Below are 16,310 nucleotides of genomic sequence, written 5' to 3' on the forward strand. Positions count from 1 at the left end.
CCGACGCGGGCTTGCCTTGGCTGGCCATGCGCTTCCATAGGGAGCCTGTCAGCCCTCGCCTACGCCCGGCCCGGCCATCCCAGGTTGAGCGAAAGCACCCGGCCCGGGCCATGCACCGCCGCGAACAGCAGTCCGGCCATGAACGAAAAATGGTCGACGAAGAAGCCGAACTCCGCCTGGTTGCCGGCCCAGTGGCTGGGTCCGTGGAAAGAAAAACCGAGGAACAGCACATAGGCGGCGGCGATCAGGGCCGCCGGCGTGAAGAAGGCGCCGGTCAGGAAGCACAGCACAAGGGCAACTTCCAGCAGCGCCGCGCACCAGGCCAGGAACAGCGGAAACGGAAAGCCGGCGGCGGCGATGTAGCCGGCGGTGGCGCCCATGCCCATGAACTTGAAGGTCACGGCCATCAGGAAGACGGCGGCAAAGATCAGGCGGGCGACGAGAATTGCCGCGGTCTGCCATGGCGCCTGAGTGGTTTGCGCCTGGGTTTGCGATTGAGTGGTTTGCAGTTGAGTGATTTGCGACGACATGCTTGTTCTCCAGGATTGCAATGGGCTTCGACCCAAGGACGCGCGACCGGCGCCATATCCGACACCCCGGGAGATTTTTTCTCAAGCTCCGCGACTGAAGCCTGCCTGGCCTTATTGTCGTGCCGGTGGAACCCGCGACGGCTGATCTGTGTTATGTCCTGTTGATCGTGGAATCGGGCGCCGATGGCTGCACGTTCCCCGGCAACAGAAAGCGAGGCCTGAGATGGCTGACGACAAGTCGAAGACGAAACAGGACCGCAAGCTGGTTTCGAGCGAGGAGCCTTACGAGGTCGCCGCCTTCGCCAGGAAATACGGCATTCCGCCAAGCGAGGCGCAGACCATCATCAAGCGCTATGGGCCATCGCGCAAGAAACTCGATGCCCACATGGCGGCTCGCGGCTAGGGGGCTTTGTCCTGGACGAACATCCGTCTGGGACGAGATTCTGTCCCGCCCGACCCGCAGCAGGCTGACAAGACGGAGGCTCGCATCATGTCCGACACCATACGCAGGACCGGCAGCTGCCTGTGCGGCGGCGTGCAGTTCGAGGTCCACGGTGCGCCGCTCAGAACTGGTCTATGCCACTGCAAGGACTGCCGCAAGGCCAGCGGCTCGGTCTATTCGGCCTATGCCATCTGGCCACGAGAGGCCTTCGAGACGACAGGCATCGTCAGCTCCTATGGCACGCGCAGCTTTTGCCCGACCTGCGGCGGTCGCGTCGCCTGGGTCGGCGAGGACGAGGTCGAAGTGATGATCGGCAGCCTCGACATCGCGCCGACCGATCTCACCCCCGAATATGAGTTGTGGATCAGCCGGCGCGAGACCTGGCTGCATGCCTTGCCCGACACCGAACAGTTCGAGCATGACCGGCCAACGACGAACACCGTCGAATTGGCCGAACCGAGGCCGTTGTCGGATGCCGTCGCGGGCGACTGAAATTTGATCTCGAGGGCACGGAACCCTGCCCGGTTGCCGACGTTATCCGGCGCCCGTTTTTGCGCATGTCCCCATTTTTTTGCGCCATGGAGACGACCGTTGAACGACAAGATGTTTCCCCGTCCCGTCAGGCTGAAATTTACCCCCGAGCGGGTGGTGCGCAGTGCCTGGGAGGGCTTGGAATGTCTCGGCGACTGGCCGGCGGGCCAGGGCCGTCGGTATCGGGCGGCGTTGCGCAGCTGCCGCGATGCACTGGATGGCTGGACGCCGCCGGAAAAGGCGATGCGGGCGATGATCGACGCCGCGCGCGAAGCAAAACTCCTCCACTAGAGCCGGATGATTTCAGGTCGAACGACCTGAAATCTGGATCCGCCTCCAACTCAAAGAGATAGAGCATGATGTCGTCCGAAAACCGCTTCACACTTTTCGGCATCGTGCTCCAGCGGGAAAACAGGACATGGCCGAACTGATGCTGTCGACGCCGATGCGGATCAAGCCGCATGGCACGGACACGATCCGCGACGTCACCACGCTGAAGGATGCCAGCGAAATCCTGATCGACTGGCCGCAGGCCGAGCGCGGCCCGTTTTATCAGGCCGCGCGCGAACAGGTCGAAGCAGCGCTGGAAGACAAGGCAGGCGCTGCCCAGGCACAGGAAGCGTTCGCTGCCCTGTGCAACCATGCCGGCGTGCTGGTTCGCTGATGCATGTCGCCCAAAAGTGGCCCCGGTTTCGGGACAACGACATGCATAAAACCAAGACCTGAAGCGCGTCGCCCGAATCCGTTCAAACGCGACCCGCTTTAGAGCAATTCCAGGAAAAGTGTGAAACGGTTTTCCGTCCGGAATTGCGTCAAAACAAAGAGTTAGCGCGGTTCGCCATTTCCGTGAAACGGTGAACTGCTCTAGACGTTTCGACTACTGCGCCGGCGGCTGGGGCGGCACTTCACCCGGCTTGATGATCGGTGTCTTGCCTTCATCAGGCGCCGGCGTCGCCATCTCCTGGTCGCCGGTGGCGGGCGGTTTCAGCACGCCGCCGCAGTCGCTGAGCGTGTCCGTCAGATTGTCGCCGCCGAGCTGCTGTTTGCCGCCTTGATCCGTCTGCACCCGGCATTTGTCGGTTTGCGGCGCCGCCTGCTGCTGATCCGTCTGGGCCGCGGCCGGCACCGCGAGTGCCAGCATCAGGCCGAATGGCACGATGGCGAGGGTTCTCATCTCGGCCTCCTTCTTCCCGGCCGCCCGTGGCGGCCTTCCCTTCACAGGGACAACGCATGTCGACCAAAAAGGTTGGCCGGCGCCGCCCGGCCGTACTGCAACCAAATCCGATCTCCGGCCGTTGCGCGTGCCGGAGGCACGACCATGTTCGACAGTTTTCAAACCCTGGAGGTCGGCACCGGCGACACCAGCCTGTTCGTCCGCTGCGCCGGCAGCGGACCTGCCGTGCTTCTGGTGCACGGCTTTCCGCAGACGCATCTCATGTGGCGCGATGTGGCGCCTGCGCTTACCGACCGGTTCAGCGTCGTCTGCGCCGACCTGCGCGGCTATGGCGCAAGCTCTTGCCCCGCCTCGAACCGGGATCACGCACCCTATGCCAAGCGCGCCATGGCCGCCGACATGGTGGCGCTGATGGGCAAGCTCGGTTTTTCCCGCTTCATGGTCGCTGGCCACGATCGCGGCGGCCGTGTTGCCTACCGCATGGCGCTCGACCATCCCGACAGCGTTGAAAAGCTTGCCGTGCTCGACATCATACCAACTGCCGATGCCTGGGATCGAGCCGACGCCAGGCTGGCGCTGGGTTACTGGCCGTGGTCGTTGCTGGCGCAGCCCGAACCGTTGCCGGAAAAGATCCTGGCTGGCGCAGCCGAAGCGATTATCGACAATGCCCTGAGCGGCTGGGGCTCATCGCCCTCGGTGTTTCCAGCCGGCGTGCGTCAGGCCTATGTCGATGCCTTGCGCGACCCTGCCCACATCCATGCGATCTGCGAGGAATACCGCGCGGCCGCCACGCTTGACCGCGAGCACGACCATTCGGACAAGGCCGCCGGCCGGCGCATCCGCTGCCCGGTGCTGGCGCTGTGGAGCGGCCAGGGCGCGCTCCAGGACTGGTATGCCGGCGAAGGCGGACCGCTGGCGCTGTGGCGAGGCTGGGCCGACGATGTGCGCGGCCAAGCGGTGCCGGGCGGGCATTTCTTTCCCGAGGAGGCACCGGCGCAGACCGCTAAGGCGCTGGCGAGCTTCTTTGGCGAACGAGGGCAGGCCGCTCAAGGGTTCCTTGCTCGCGGGTGAACCCCTCAGGGGCCGAAGGACGGCTCGGCGGCAGGCATTTCGGCGCCAAGCTGCGGAACGATGATCGATTCCAGCGGCGCCGTCAGCGACCAGCTGACCTGGCCCGGGCTGCGCGTCAGAACCGCCGAGCCGTTCAGCGATTGCGGCGCGACGCGCTGCAGGACGACGGTGCCGAAACCCTTGCGCGTGGATTCGTCTTGCCGTTCCCCTGGCCGCCCCCCTGGCCGGTCCCCTGCAGGCACCGGCATCGTCTCGTCCCAGACGAGATGGATTTCGCGCGTGCCCAAAACACCGGTGGCGATCTGCCAGGTGATCTCGAGCCGCCCGGCATCGCTCGCCAGCGCACCGTATTTGGAAGAGTTGGTGCCGAGCTCATGAAACGCCATGCCGAGATTTTGCACGGCGTTCGGCTGCAAGGTCAGCAGCGGTCCGGAGAGCGATACCTGCTCCTCGTGGCCGAACGGCTTGAGCTGCTCCTGGATCAGGTCGAAGAGGCTGGCGCCCGCCCATTCCGAGTTCACCAGCAGATCATGCGACCGCGACAGCGCCATGATGCGGGAGCGGATGAGTTCCTCGAACTCGCGCGGATCGGTCGCGCGCTTGCTTGTCTCCCTGATCATCGACAGGATCACCGCGAACTGGTTCTTGACGCGATGGTTCACCTCTCGCAACAACAACCTGATCCGGCGCTCGCTCTCCTTGGCCGCGGTGATGTCGCGCGCGATCTTCGAAGCGCCGATGATCTCGCCTGTGGCATTTCTGATCGGCGAGACGGTCAGCGATACGGCAATGAAGCCGCCATCCTTGCGTCGCCGGATGGTCTCGTAGCTGGCCACGAGTTGGCCATTGCGGATCCGGCCGATGATGTCGGCCTCCTCATCCCTGAGGTGATCGGGAATGAGCATCAGCACCGATTGGCCGACAGCCTCCTCGGCGGTGTAGCCGAACATGCGCTCCGCCGCCCCGTTCCAGCTGGTGATGACGCTGTTCAGATCCTTGCTGATGATGGCGTCGAAGGACGAATCGACGATCGCCGCCAGCCGTGCGCCAGCGGGAGTGTCGATCGGACCATCGATGCCTGCCAATCCTGTCATTGCCCCACCTTTCCCCCCAAACCACGACCGACCACCTTGCGTCTTGCAGTCTGCGAGGGATACCGCCGATGCCGAGCAATGCGTGGCGGGGCATTTGGTTGCAATCGGCACCCGACATTCCGCCTGCGACCGCCAGGCACTAGCCGCACCATGGCCACCGGCGCCGCCGAAGGGCCAGGACCGAACGTCGGCATCAGTCCGGTTTTGCGGTGGCGTCGTCCGGGTCGTCGGGCGGAAGATCGTCCGCGGGCTCTCGCTGCGGACAATCCTCGTAGCGGTGGTCGCGGCCGCCGCAGAAGGAACAGCACATGGCTTCGCTATCCTCGTTTCCGGGTGGCCATTGCGGGGTCTCGTAGGGCTTCCTGCCGTCCATTCCCAGCAATGCGCGACGCACCATTTGGTTGCGCCGCAAGAAGACGGCCAGCTGGCTGTTGCGGAACCGCTGGCCGGGATGCGAGTGTCGCGTGACCCGCTCGTTCGAGGTACGTGAAACGCCCGAGCTACGTGAAACGCCTGAGGTAACTGCCATGCCCCTCCGCCGAATTGCCTTGATGACAACAGCGATCCTGCTTGCGGCGACCAGCCTCGCGGAGGCCCGGCCCGACACGCGCACGATGGATTGCCAGCAGCTCCAGCAGCTGATCCAGAGCCGCCGCGCCGTGGTGCTGACCACCGGCCCCAACACCTATGACCGCTATGTCAGGCAATTCGGCAACGAATGCGACTGGCCGGAGGTGCCGATGTCGGCCTACGTCGCGACCCGTGACGGCCATTGCCCGGTTTACAGGTGCGACCAGCCGATCGGCGATCTCCCCAATTGATGGCGACGGCTTGCCGCCGATTGCCGAGCGCCAGTTGCCGATCGCAAGAGGATCGCGTTGATCCCGCGGCGCGAACCGGCTAGAGCTTCCAGCGTCTGCCGGCTTTTCCCGCTTCGTCTAATGGTAGGACAGCGCCCTTTGAAGGCGTGAATCGTGGTTCGAGCCCATGAGCGGGAACCAGCGCCGTCGCCGGGGCATCGTCAAAAACAACGAGATGTCGGCGCGACCGCGGACTGTATCATTTCAATACAATCCCCAATTGGTAGACACGCGCAATGCAGCGGCAGTTAGTGGTTCTTCCGCGGAGCCAAAGGAGGAAAAACACCCGTGGAATGGAGGAAGCGATGTCTGTGCAAAAAAACGACTATCGAACGAACAGAGCCGACTATGTGATTGCAGCGAAGCATGGTGCGGATGACGATCTCAATGAACTGCTGGCAAGAAAAAGGAAGTCCCTGTGGCTGAGAGACAGGCGATCCGCCAGACTGGTCGCGAACCCGTCGGAAAGCAGGCCAGGGCCGAAAGCCAGACCGCGCGGTAATTCGTGATCGCGCCATCCATCTCAGGCTCGCGCCGCCGCTGACAGGTGATGTTGCACATTTGAGACGCCGGATTATGACCTTGGGTCTATGGACTTTGGTCCAGCTTGCGACTGCGCGGCAACAGGCGCACTCTTCGAATGAACCCGACGACAAGGGCCTGTGATCGCAAATCTTTCGCGGCCAGGCCCTTTGTCTTTTCAGACCAGTGCATTGCCACTGATAGGCGACGTTGTGGAGCACCGATTTGTTCATTGACTATTATGAACTTCTGGAAATCAGCCCAAACGCCAATTCGGAAACGATAGAACGGATATTTCGTTATTTTGCCATGCGCTACCATCCCGACAACAGGGACACCGGCGACGAATCCCGCTTCAGTGAAATCATAGACGCCCACAATACGCTCAAAGATCCGGTCAAGCGTGCCCAGTACGACATTCAGTATAAAGATCATTTGAACGTTCGCCGCGAGTTGACCGAGGAAGCCAGAAACACCAAAGGCATCGAACGGGACGTCGTCATTCAGGCCAAACTGCTCTCGCTCCTTTATGTCAAACGCCGACAAGACGTGAACAATCCTGGCATTGGCGATTCAGAACTTGAACGCCTGGCAGGCTGTCCGCGCGAACACCTGGAGTTTCATCTCTGGTATCTCAAGGCGAAAGGCTGGATTGGAAGGATCGAAAACGGCACGTTCGCGATCACAGTCGAAGGCGTCGATCGCGCCAATGCCGAACATCGTCGAGACCCCACCACCAGACTGCTGGACCATACAAGCTGAGGCTCGTGTATTGCCAGGGTGGCAAGGCCGCTCGGTTTTTAGCGACAGCGAAACCAAGGTCGCACTTCCGCGTTGAGGCTCGTCCAGCATGGGAGCTCAGGGAATGGATCCGGCAACCGCGGCAGTGATGCTTTTGCTTTCCTGCAGCCCGGGAGAAGCTTCCGTATGCAAACCCGTCGATATGGCACCGACAATGTATGCATCGCTCGATCGGTGCCGGGCTTCACTGGCGCGGACGCTGGCAGACTCTCCCAACGGCGAAATCGTCGGAAGGTGCCAGTCAATCGACCCGACCGCCACCGCTTCGCTGCCGGCGGAATACACAACGGTCGTGGTGACGCGAGGAATTGGGCAAGGCGCCGTGACGAGCTATCTCGTGCCACGCGCGACGAACGGAGCCCGCCGGGGCAGCCCCAACGCCCTCCCCAGCGAGCCGGTCGCTCCGGTACGATGAACTATGGAGCAACTCCTGATCCATACGAGTTCAAGCGCCATTAAGTTTCAGCTCCAGCCATCCTGAAACCATTTCGCGGACCCTGGGTTGAGCGTCGCATTGAGCGCTCGCCAAAACACCCGAGACGCATCTTATGCCGCAGGCGAAAGATGAAACCGCCCACCTCCCGAATAGATCGGGAAGCGGGCTGGTCTGCCACAGATTACTCGATGATTTCCACGACCTTGCGTGTGCCCGGATCCACGAGGACGGCATGATCTCCGACAACCGTATACTTGTATTTGACGTCGGGCACGTCGATCGCGTGAAGCTCGACCGTATCCGGCAGAGCAGTGCCGACGTTGAGTTCGACACCAAGCAGGCTGACTGATGCGAGCTTGTGTTTGTGGACGTATTCGCGAACGACCGTCTGCTGTTCCGGCTTGAGGATTACGACGTCTTCCGCGAAGGAAGCGCCAATTCCAGCGGCGAGCGCAAGGCCCGCGGCTGCACTCACAAGATATTTTTTCATCACAAAGTCCTTCTCTGCTGTGTCAATTGGCAGCCAGGTTTTGACTGCCAATCATCGGTCAGCAACGAGCTCTGCCGCATTGCGTTCCGCCGGTGAGGCTTAGGTCCGAGGGATGGTCCGACTGAAGTCTTAGCGGGCAACCTTTGCCCGGCCGACACGTTAGAACCGCGCGTCGAGCACGAGTCCTTTCGTCGGCGACCAACCGAGTGTCCACCATTCCCCCTTAGCGGGGCACCAGATCCAGCGTCCCCGCAACCGCGGCGTGGCGTTTCCCATAGCGAGGCGAACAGTGACCTTTATCCCGAGACCGAGCACGCATGATGACGAAGACCGACCCGCAAATGACAACAACGCTCGTGTCCCAGAGGTTTTTTCCGTTCTTGACCTCATTCCTTCGACTGACGACGACGAAGTTGCCGACATTGTCAGGCGCACGGAGCGCCTGGCCATTGCGTTGGTCATCGGAATGGCGATTTGCTTGATCTCTGCACCGGCAGTCTATGTTGCCCTGACCTACTACTCTTACTGAGACTTGCGGGCTGAGGCCTGCGGGGCCGAGACCTGCGGCCGAGACTTGAGGGTTCGCTCGCCGCAGAGGAGCGGCGAGCGAACCCTATCAGCGCAGGAAGGGACATAGCTGCGCCGATGAGCAAAGCTCGAGGTCGATCTTGGAGGGTCAGCCGAAGGTGATTCCAATCACCAGAAAGGTGATGGCCATCGCGAAGATCGGCGCGAGCAACCAGCGGGCTTGGCCAACACTCCTGTCCATGGCTTCCTCCAGCAAATCCGCAGCGACAACGACCGTGGGAGCTGGCTGTTCCGAGGCGCGCCATTGGCAGGACCATTGCGTTTCATGATCGGACCTAGGTCGCATACGCCGCCCGACCGAAGCCCTGGAACGTTTGCACTTGTCCCAAGTGCGGTCTTCGGAAAATATCCGGTCGCCCAACAGGAGGAGGACGTTGTGAAAGGTCTGCGCAGTCTCCTTGCCGAACTGTCTTCCAGCTGGCTCAAGCGCCGCAAGGCGCAAGCGCCCCGGACTCGTGAACACGGTAAAAGCCGCTCCCCGCGCCGCCGGACACGCGACAAGGCAGCGTCCAACCCACAAGCCCAAACCACTGTCATCCCGCGACGTCGACTCAAACATGTGAGCGCCCGCCATCTCTTCGCCAAGAGGCTGGCATCTGCCCTCGATCGCGATGCGCCCGAATGGCTGTGGGGAATTGAGCGAGCGGCTGCTATAGTCTGGCCCCCCGCAGGAGAACGCCAGCCATGACCTTGAAAACACGCAAGCTCGGCAGCCAGGGGCTGCAAGTCTCGGCCATCGGCCTCGGCTGCATGGGCATGAGCCAGTCCTACGGTCCGGCCGACGAGGCCGAATCCATCGCCGCGCTGCACCGCGCCATCGAACTCGGCTGCACCTTCCTCGACACCGCGGAGGTCTATGGCCCGTTCACCAACGAGGCACTGCTCGGCAGGGCGCTGAAGGGCAAGCGCGACCAGGTCACCATCGCCACCAAATTCGGCTTCCGCATCGAAAGCGGCAAGCAGGGCGACGGGACCGATAGCCGGCCCGAGCATATCCGCGAGGTTGTGGAAGCCTCGCTGAAACGGCTCGCCACCAACCATATCGACCTGCTCTACCAGCACCGCGTCGATCCGGCCGTGCCGATCGAGGATGTCGCGGGCGCGGTCGGCGAGCTGGTCGCGCAAGGCAAGGTGCGGTTCTTCGGCCTGTCCGAGGCGGGTGCGGCCAACATCCGCCGGGCGCATGCCGTGTATCCGGTGTCGGCGGTGCAGAGCGAGTATTCGCTATGGGAGCGCAATCTGGAGCCTCAGATCATCCCGCTGCTCAGCCAACTCGGCATCGGCCTGGTGCCGTTCTCGCCGCTCGGCCGTGGCTTCCTCACCGGTGAAGTCAACCGCGCGGAAAACTATCCCGAGGGCGACTACCGCCGCAACGACCCGCGCTACCAGGGCGAAAACTACGACGCCAATGTCGAGGCGGCGGCCAAGGTGCGCGACATCGCGGCGGCCAAGAGCGTCAAGCCCGGCCAGGTCGCGCTGGCCTGGCTGCTGCACAAGGGCACCGGCTTCGCCGTGGATATCGTGCCGATCCCCGGCACCAAGCGGAGAAAATACCTGGAGGAGAATATCGCCGCCGCCACGATCCAGCTTGATGCCACCGAGATGGCCGCGCTCGACAAAGCCCTGGCGCCGGGAAAGATCGCCGGCCCACGCTATGGCAAGCGCGGCATGGCGATGGTCGATCGGTAGAGGGCGCTCCAGACCGCAGTTGGTGGGAAGCGGAAACGTCTGCTTCCTGGACGGTAGGGCTGGAAAGCAGACCTTCGTATTCAGCGTGGTGGGCCGACCGCAGGGACGACGAGCAGAGCGACGGCCCTTACTTCATCGAGATGCTCATGCCGCTGAGATCGGCGTTGATTTGCATGCCTATCTGCTTGCCTGAGAGTTCGAGTTGGGCGCCCTTGTCGTTGGTCATGACGATCACCTGGGCCCCTTTGCCGAGCGCGCCGCCACCGCCCGCCGCACCGTAGACCCCAGTCACATCTCGTGCGCGGCGAATGTGGCGAACGGTACCTTGGAAATAGGTCTTGGAAACCCCGAAGGCGAGGCCGCCCGAGATGCCGCCGACAGAGATGGGATAGCGGCGACCATGGAAAGTCAGCGTGCCATCGCCTCCAGAGCCACCCACAAAGAAGGCAGCCTTGTAGACGGAGAAGCGGATCGTGCCGCTGTCGGCATGCGCGGCGCTGGCGAGGCTTACGCCTGCAGCGGCGATGGCGGCAAATGCGGCTGAACGAAATGCGGGCGAAATCTTCATGATGAGAACTCCTCAAGATCGCCGCTGACCCAGCCGGCCGGGCACGTCAGCGTCGTGCCAAAGCTATAGTTGAACAATCTGGCCCCTCATTGGTTCCAAGCACGCGGACCGAATCCGGCCGCGAGAAGGCCGGTGGAATGCCATTTCAGGTCTCTCCTTCGTGCGAAGAAAGAGCCCGAGATCACTCTCGGGGCCTGGGCGATGGTCACTGTCTTGGGGCGGGTTAGGGTGTGGCTCGTCCAACCACGATCGGTCCGGTTGATCGCGAGGGCAATATCCAGCCGCCCCGCCATTTGGAAGGACAGTGATCGACGCCGCCAGTCACCTCGCGTCGCTTGGTTGGAATTTGTCGCTAAGCACGCGCTCGTTGGGATCGATCGGACCCAAATTCTTCACGACGTGGAACCGACCGCCCTGTGCCTGCGCGATATACATCGTCATGCGGACATGGTGCTGTCCGGGGACCATTTCGGCCGGACCACCCGGCCCCTCGGCGATCCGCGCGTGATCGAGCGCTCGGATGACCGGGTCGCGCTCGACGGTGCCGGCTTCCCTCACCGCCGCTTCCCACATCTTGATTGCGCGATAGTGGCCGGTGCACCCGCTGCCCGCGGTCAGCATCGCGCTGCCGGGAAAGCGTTCCTGGTAGCGACGCAGTAGCGCGCGACCGAACGGATCGTCCAGTTCCTGGTAGTAGTCGAGGCAGCTGTAAAGGCCTTCAATCTGCTCGGACGGCACGAGATTGAAGAAATTCTCGTCGAAGTACGTGCAGACGATCTTGCCGCCCCGCCTGCCGAAACCGGCCTTGTGCAACTCGTCGAGGAATGGCGTCAAGCCAGGTGGTACAAGCGTGTTGAAGACCACGTCAGCGTTGCTCGCCATGATCTGCTCGACAGTCCGGCGGAAATCAACGGTGTCGAGCGGGAAATACTCCTCACCGACAATTTCGCCGCCGTTGGCGCGCACCACCCGGCTCGCCGCCTTGTTCAGCAAATGCGGCCAGATGTAGTCGGCCGATGGCAGGTAGAATTTCTTCGCCCCAGTGCTCTTCATGAGCCATGGGAGCAACGGCTCGACCTGCTGCGCCGGCACTGGACCCGTGCAGAAGATCAGCGGATCGTTTTCCTGCCCCTCGTACTGCTCGGTGTAGATATAGAGCGTCCTGCCGCGGACGACTGCCTCGCTCTTGATAGCCTGGCGGGTCGAGCTGTAGATGCCGCCGACGACCAGATCGACTTTGTCGACGTCTATCAGTTTCGCGGTCCTTGCCTTGGCAATGCTTTCGGCGGTCTCGCCGTCCTCGATGATGAGTTGCACCGGCCGGCCCAGGAGGCCGCCCGTGGCGTTGATGTCGTCGACGAGCATGGTCGTCAGGTTTGCGTTGGCGATGCCCATGAAGGACAACGGGCCGGTGAGTTCGGCGACAAGGCCGATCTTTATGGGTTTCTGGTCCATCTCATTTCTCCGATATTGAGGTTCGTGGGGCGCGCCGCCGCGGGTCCGCTGGCGGCGCGAAGGGGCGTGTCAGGCCTCATAGTGGCCGAGCAGCATCGCCGCCTGCGGCTTGCCCACATGGCCGGCTTCCTGCAGGATCGCTGGCACTTCGGGGTCCGACACGAAGTTCTTCCAGCCCTCGGCGTCCCAGTCGAAGATCGCCCAGACGCGGTCGGGCTCGCTGGGGTCGCGGAAGACGGTTGCGCCGTTCGAGCCGTGCAGCCGGCGCTTGTCGGCGCCCTTGGTCGAAAAGATACGGATGAAGCGGTCGACGTCCGCCACTTTGGTCGTTGCGAGAAGCATTTGATTGTCCTCCTGTCTGTCGCGGCCACCATTGGTCCATCGATATGATCACGATGCGCGCCCCGGAGCGGGTGCACATGGGGTGGATTCCCTATGCCTGCGTTTCGCCCGGTCGGATAAGGCCGTGCTCGACGGCATAGAGCGCGGCCGCGGCGCGGGTGGTCACGCCGATCTTGGAATAGACGCCCTGGATATGGTGGTCCGCGGTCTTGGGCGAGATATCCAGCTTGCGCGCTGCTTCCTTAGCGGTAAGCCCGGCCGCGATCAGGCGCAGCACCTCGATCTCGCGTGACGTCATTCCGGCCAGCGGCCGGGGGGGCGCCCGGCGCGATGGCTGCCCCGCGAAGCTCAGCACGGCCTCGGCGGCGTCGGGGCACATGCAGCCGTCGCGAACGGCGGCGCGCAACCGCGCCGCCGCCGCCTCGCTGGACAGTGCCTTGCGGTGAGGACGCTCCTCCCGCGACGTCTGGAACGCTTCGGCGGCGGCCAGGATCCTTGCCGCAGGCGACAGGTCGGAGCCGCCGACCTTGCGGTGATACCCCGAGCCGTCCATGCGTTCGTGATGGCGCAGGACGAGCGCGGCCATCGCCTCGCCCTCGCGACCGAACGACGCCAGGGCCCGCTCGCCGTAATAGGCGTGCAGCTGCGCCGCGTCGCGCTCGCGCACCGACAGCGGACCGTTACGCATCCAGGTCGCCACCGGCACCACGAGTTCGCCGATGTCATGGATGCAGCCCGACCAGCGCAGCGCACGGACGTCAGCGGCGGGCAATCCGATCCGTCCCCCCGCACCCTCGGCCAGTTCCGCCACCATCCGTGAATGGCCGTACGTGAACGGCATGCGCATGTCGATCATGTCGGCGATGGCGAGGAAAGCCTCGTCGCAAGCCGCCTCATCCAGTGTCACCGGTGGATCGGGCTCGAGCGACAGGATCGTCTCGCGGTCGACTGTCGCGCCGATGCCTTCCATCAGCACCGCCGCGTTGGCCGCGACGAGCCGGGCCAGTTCCGCTTCGTATGGGCCATCGCTGCGGCTGGCGATGGTCTCGGCCATCCCGTCGATGCCGACGGCATCGCTGAGCGCAATCGCATCCTGCGCCAATGTGATCAGGCGCACGGCCGGCAGCACATCCTCGCCGCTCAGCCCGCGCGGCAGGCCTTTGCCGTCCCAGCGTTCGTAGATCTGCCCCAGATTGCGCCGGATCTCGTCGGACAGGCCGAGCCGCTCGCCGATCCGCTGCGCGACCTCGCAATGCGCTGTAAGCACCGGGCGGGCCACCGCGAGCGCCTGCGACATCGCGGCCTCGATCGCCCTGGCCTGCGCGTCAGGCTCGAGATCGTAGTAGAACCGCTTGAAGGCCTGCACGAAGACCCTGCCCAGTTCCGCGCGGTTGCCCATATCGAGACCGACAAGATCCTGGCGCAGGGCGATTTCGTCGCCAAAGGCGGCCGACAGCAGGTCGGTGTCGGCATTGCAGCCGACATAGCGCAGCATCGACTGGTGATAGGCGTTGCGCCGTACCTGCTCGGAAACGCCGGCAAGCTCGGCGATCCGCATCGCCAGCACGCAGGATTTCAGTGCAAAGTCGCGGGAATGGCCGGTGGCGAGGTCCGAAGCATAGGCGAGGATCATCATGAAGTCCGCCCGGCGGATCGAGATGCTTGTCATCGCCCCTCCCAGCGTCGCGTGCCAGGGTGTTGAGGTTCAGGTCAGGCCGTGTCGAAAACGGTGGGTTCCGAGAACCGGAGCGTGCTTTTGCGTACGCGAGCACCGGAAGCGCAGGAAGCTACCGTTTGCAGGCCGGCATCACCTGAATATTAGCATACCCTAATCCCCAAAACCGTTAACACCTAGGGGAAAAATCCCCTGCCCGATGCGCTGTCCTGCGAGAGACGAAATGTCGGCTTCGGGTCACGGAGTGCCGCTTCGGGCCGCGCCGTATCTGGAGGAGAATATCGCCGCCGCGACCAGGCTCGACGCCGAAATGGTCGCTCGACGAAGTCCCTGGCGCCGGGAAAAAAACTCCGGCCCGCGCTATGGCCAGCGCGGCATGGCGATGGTCGATCGGTAGGCGCTCACTGCAGTTCGTTCCGACCTATCGGAACGAACAACGAGCGCCGGAGCCGCGGCCTCGCGGTGAAACAAGTCGAGATTTGCAGTTCTCGCAAATCCGTGAAATTCTTCAAAAAGCCGCACGAAAATTGCGTGCGCAAAACAAGGCGCCCCGACGTTTTCGGCGGGCATCCAAGCGCATCACAGGTCTGCCCCTGATTGTCGGACGGGTTGCTCAATCCGCCAAGGGAGGACGACGATGACTGTACGGCCAGACCCGACTTTTCACGCGACTGCCAAGCTCGCAATGCAGGCGCCAGCCGAAACCTTTGCCTACGCCTTGATGTTGAGTGCCGACTTCTCTCAACCTGATGGACTGGCAATTGTTGACGTAAACCCGAAGTCGAAGGACTACGGCAAGGTGGTCCATAGCGTGATCATGCCGAACAAGGGCGACGAGTTCCACCATTTCGGCTGGAACGCCTGCTCCTCGGCGCTTTCGCCACTGAGCGGCCACGCGTTTCTCGAGCGCCGCTTTCTGATCATTCCCGGTATGCGATCGTCGCGCATCTACGTCATAGACACCAAGGGCGGACCGACCAAGGCCAAGATCCACAAGATCATCGAGCCGGAGGAAGTGTTTGCCAAGACGGGCTATTCCAGGCCTCATACGATTCACTGCGGTCCGGAAGGCATTTATGTCTCGACGCTTGGCGGCGGTGGCCCTGACGGCACCGACGGACCTCCCGGCATCTTTGTCATGGATTGCCAGACGTTCGATGTTATCGGGCGCTACGAGATCGATCGCGGGCCACAGGACAAGCATTATGATTTCTGGTGGAACCTACCGCGCGACTACATGGTGTCGAGCGAGTGGGCACTTCCGCCCCAGTTCGAGAACGGCATCGTCCCGGGAGATCTGCTGTCGAACAAATACGGACACCGGCTGCATTTCTGGAATTTGCGCGAACGCAGGAACGTGCAGACCATCGATCTTGGAGCCAATCACCAGATGGCACTGGAAGTCCGCCCCGCCCATGACCCGGTAAAGGAATACGGTTTCGTCGGAGTGGTCGTCGACACCACAAACCTCGAGGGATCGATCTGGACATGGTGGCGCGAGGGCGGCAAATTCCATTGCGAAAAGACGGCGACCATCCCTCCCGAGGCGGCCGCGAAGGATGACCTGCCCCCGCTTCTGCAGGGCTTCGAGGCGGTCCCGCCGCTGGTAACCGACATAGACCTGTCGCTCGACGACCGCTTCCTCTACGTATCCTGCTGGGGCACCGGCGAGATGCGCCAATATGATGTGACCGATCCGATGAGGCCCAAACTGGCAGGGTCCGTCCATATTGGCGGCATCACTCGCAAGACCAAGCATCCTGGCGGTGGCGACTACAGGGGCGGACCGCAGATGGTCGAGATCAGCCGCGACGGCAAACGCGTCTACTGGACCAACTCGCTCTATTCGACCTGGGACGGCCAGTTCTATCCCGATGGTATCCCGGCAGCCATGGTCAAGGCCGATGTGGGCGAGAACGGTGGGATCACCCTGGACAAGGACTTTTATGTCAAATTCCCCATGGGATACCGCTCGCATCAGATTCGTCTGGAAGGCGGCGATTGCTCGACGGATTCATTCTGCTATCCGTCGGTGTAACCGA

At 62.8% G+C, this 16,310-nt stretch carries 21 protein-coding genes and 1 tRNA gene; 12 read left to right on the top strand and 10 right to left on the bottom strand.

From position 1 onward, the window contains the following. Positions 1–59: 59 nt before the first annotated feature. Positions 60–530: a DoxX family protein gene (locus ACFSQT_RS06795; protein WP_379017698.1), complete on the bottom strand. Its 471-nt coding sequence runs from the start codon at positions 528–530 to the stop codon at positions 60–62. 223 nt (positions 531–753) lie between these two features. Here ACFSQT_RS06795 and ACFSQT_RS06800 point away from each other — a divergent pair, with 223 nt between their 5' ends. From ACFSQT_RS06800 to ACFSQT_RS06815, 4 genes are all read left to right on the top strand, one after another. Further along, positions 754–933, top strand: coding sequence for a DUF3606 domain-containing protein (locus ACFSQT_RS06800; protein ID WP_024501602.1), 180 nt, complete (start codon positions 754–756; stop codon positions 931–933). A gap of 87 nt (positions 934–1,020) precedes the next feature. Then, the gene (locus ACFSQT_RS06805) at positions 1,021–1,464 is read left to right on the top strand and encodes a GFA family protein (RefSeq protein ID WP_379017700.1); all 444 of its coding nucleotides are present in this window, start codon (positions 1,021–1,023) and stop codon (positions 1,462–1,464) included. A 99-nt stretch (positions 1,465–1,563) separates the two neighbouring features. Then, positions 1,564–1,794 carry a DUF982 domain-containing protein gene (locus tag ACFSQT_RS06810; RefSeq protein ID WP_379017702.1) on the top strand — a complete coding sequence of 77 codons (231 nt, stop codon included), beginning with the start codon at positions 1,564–1,566 and terminating at the stop codon, positions 1,792–1,794. 127 nt (positions 1,795–1,921) lie between these two features. Then, the gene (locus tag ACFSQT_RS06815; protein WP_379017704.1) at positions 1,922–2,167 is read left to right on the top strand and encodes a DUF982 domain-containing protein; all 246 of its coding nucleotides are present in this window, start codon (positions 1,922–1,924) and stop codon (positions 2,165–2,167) included. Positions 2,168–2,380: 213 nt separating this feature from the next. Here ACFSQT_RS06815 and ACFSQT_RS06820 read toward each other — a convergent pair whose 3' ends face one another. Further along, a complete protein-coding gene (locus ACFSQT_RS06820) occupies positions 2,381–2,677 on the bottom strand; it encodes a hypothetical protein (RefSeq protein ID WP_379017706.1) in 297 nt (98 codons plus the stop codon). 144 nt (positions 2,678–2,821) lie between these two features. Between ACFSQT_RS06820 and ACFSQT_RS06825 the strand changes: the two genes are divergently transcribed. Further along, positions 2,822–3,748: an alpha/beta fold hydrolase gene (locus ACFSQT_RS06825; protein ID WP_379017708.1), complete on the top strand. Its 927-nt coding sequence runs from the start codon at positions 2,822–2,824 to the stop codon at positions 3,746–3,748. A gap of 5 nt (positions 3,749–3,753) precedes the next feature. Here ACFSQT_RS06825 and ACFSQT_RS06830 read toward each other — a convergent pair whose 3' ends face one another. After that, complete coding sequence (locus ACFSQT_RS06830) at positions 3,754–4,842, bottom strand: sensor histidine kinase (protein WP_379017710.1); 1,089 nt, start codon at positions 4,840–4,842, stop codon at positions 3,754–3,756. Between the two features lie 193 nt (positions 4,843–5,035). After that, positions 5,036–5,371, bottom strand: a complete 336-nt coding sequence (locus ACFSQT_RS06835) for a hypothetical protein (protein ID WP_379017712.1) — start codon at positions 5,369–5,371, stop codon at positions 5,036–5,038. A 22-nt stretch (positions 5,372–5,393) separates the two neighbouring features. Between ACFSQT_RS06835 and ACFSQT_RS06840 the strand changes: the two genes are divergently transcribed. The 3 genes from ACFSQT_RS06840 to ACFSQT_RS06850 all read left to right on the top strand — a co-directional run bounded on the left by ACFSQT_RS06840 (position 5,394) and on the right by ACFSQT_RS06850 (position 6,986). Next, entirely contained in the window at positions 5,394–5,663 is a 270-nt protein-coding gene (locus ACFSQT_RS06840; protein ID WP_379017714.1) for a hypothetical protein, read from the top strand. Between the two features lie 106 nt (positions 5,664–5,769). Next, positions 5,770–5,843: transfer RNA gene (locus ACFSQT_RS06845), tRNA-Gln, on the top strand. A 606-nt stretch (positions 5,844–6,449) separates the two neighbouring features. Beyond that, positions 6,450–6,986 carry a J domain-containing protein gene (locus ACFSQT_RS06850; protein WP_379017716.1) on the top strand — a complete coding sequence of 179 codons (537 nt, stop codon included), beginning with the start codon at positions 6,450–6,452 and terminating at the stop codon, positions 6,984–6,986. Between the two features lie 656 nt (positions 6,987–7,642). Here the strand turns inward: ACFSQT_RS06850 and ACFSQT_RS06855 are convergent. Then, positions 7,643–7,951, bottom strand: a complete 309-nt coding sequence (locus tag ACFSQT_RS06855; protein ID WP_379017894.1) for a DUF1236 domain-containing protein — start codon at positions 7,949–7,951, stop codon at positions 7,643–7,645. A 289-nt stretch (positions 7,952–8,240) separates the two neighbouring features. Here ACFSQT_RS06855 and ACFSQT_RS06860 point away from each other — a divergent pair, with 289 nt between their 5' ends. After that, complete coding sequence (locus ACFSQT_RS06860; protein ID WP_379017718.1) at positions 8,241–8,480, top strand: hypothetical protein; 240 nt, start codon at positions 8,241–8,243, stop codon at positions 8,478–8,480. A gap of 147 nt (positions 8,481–8,627) precedes the next feature. Here the strand turns inward: ACFSQT_RS06860 and ACFSQT_RS06865 are convergent, their stop codons facing one another. Next, on the bottom strand, positions 8,628–9,098 hold the full coding sequence (locus tag ACFSQT_RS06865; RefSeq protein ID WP_379017720.1) for a hypothetical protein: 471 nt from the start codon (positions 9,096–9,098) through the stop codon (positions 8,628–8,630). Between the two features lie 125 nt (positions 9,099–9,223). Between ACFSQT_RS06865 and ACFSQT_RS06870 the strand changes: the two genes are divergently transcribed. Further along, on the top strand, positions 9,224–10,228 hold the full coding sequence (locus ACFSQT_RS06870; RefSeq protein WP_379017722.1) for an aldo/keto reductase: 1,005 nt from the start codon (positions 9,224–9,226) through the stop codon (positions 10,226–10,228). 127 nt (positions 10,229–10,355) lie between these two features. Here ACFSQT_RS06870 and ACFSQT_RS06875 read toward each other — a convergent pair whose 3' ends face one another. The 4 genes from ACFSQT_RS06875 to ACFSQT_RS06890 form a co-directional block, all read right to left on the bottom strand. Further along, positions 10,356–10,796 (bottom strand): lipid-binding SYLF domain-containing protein, encoded by a 441-nt coding sequence (locus ACFSQT_RS06875; RefSeq protein ID WP_379017724.1) that lies wholly within the window; start codon positions 10,794–10,796, stop codon positions 10,356–10,358. Positions 10,797–11,117: 321 nt separating this feature from the next. Next, a complete protein-coding gene (locus ACFSQT_RS06880; RefSeq protein WP_379017726.1) occupies positions 11,118–12,251 on the bottom strand; it encodes a substrate-binding protein in 1,134 nt (377 codons plus the stop codon). A 69-nt stretch (positions 12,252–12,320) separates the two neighbouring features. Then, positions 12,321–12,593, bottom strand: a complete 273-nt coding sequence (locus ACFSQT_RS06885) for a hypothetical protein (RefSeq protein WP_120018142.1) — start codon at positions 12,591–12,593, stop codon at positions 12,321–12,323. A gap of 91 nt (positions 12,594–12,684) precedes the next feature. Further along, the gene (locus ACFSQT_RS06890) at positions 12,685–14,262 is read right to left on the bottom strand and encodes an HD domain-containing phosphohydrolase (protein WP_379017728.1); all 1,578 of its coding nucleotides are present in this window, start codon (positions 14,260–14,262) and stop codon (positions 12,685–12,687) included. A 229-nt stretch (positions 14,263–14,491) separates the two neighbouring features. Between ACFSQT_RS06890 and ACFSQT_RS06895 the strand changes: the two genes are divergently transcribed. Both ACFSQT_RS06895 and ACFSQT_RS06900 read left to right on the top strand, forming a co-directional pair. Further along, entirely contained in the window at positions 14,492–14,665 is a 174-nt protein-coding gene (locus ACFSQT_RS06895) for a hypothetical protein (RefSeq protein WP_379017730.1), read from the top strand. A 240-nt stretch (positions 14,666–14,905) separates the two neighbouring features. Further along, complete coding sequence (locus ACFSQT_RS06900) at positions 14,906–16,306, top strand: selenium-binding protein SBP56-related protein (RefSeq protein WP_379017732.1); 1,401 nt, start codon at positions 14,906–14,908, stop codon at positions 16,304–16,306. The last annotated feature ends 4 nt before the right edge of the window (positions 16,307–16,310 follow it).

The sequence above is a fragment of the Mesorhizobium calcicola genome (genome assembly GCF_042682105.1).
GTDB lineage: Bacteria > Pseudomonadota > Alphaproteobacteria > Rhizobiales > Rhizobiaceae > Mesorhizobium > Mesorhizobium calcicola.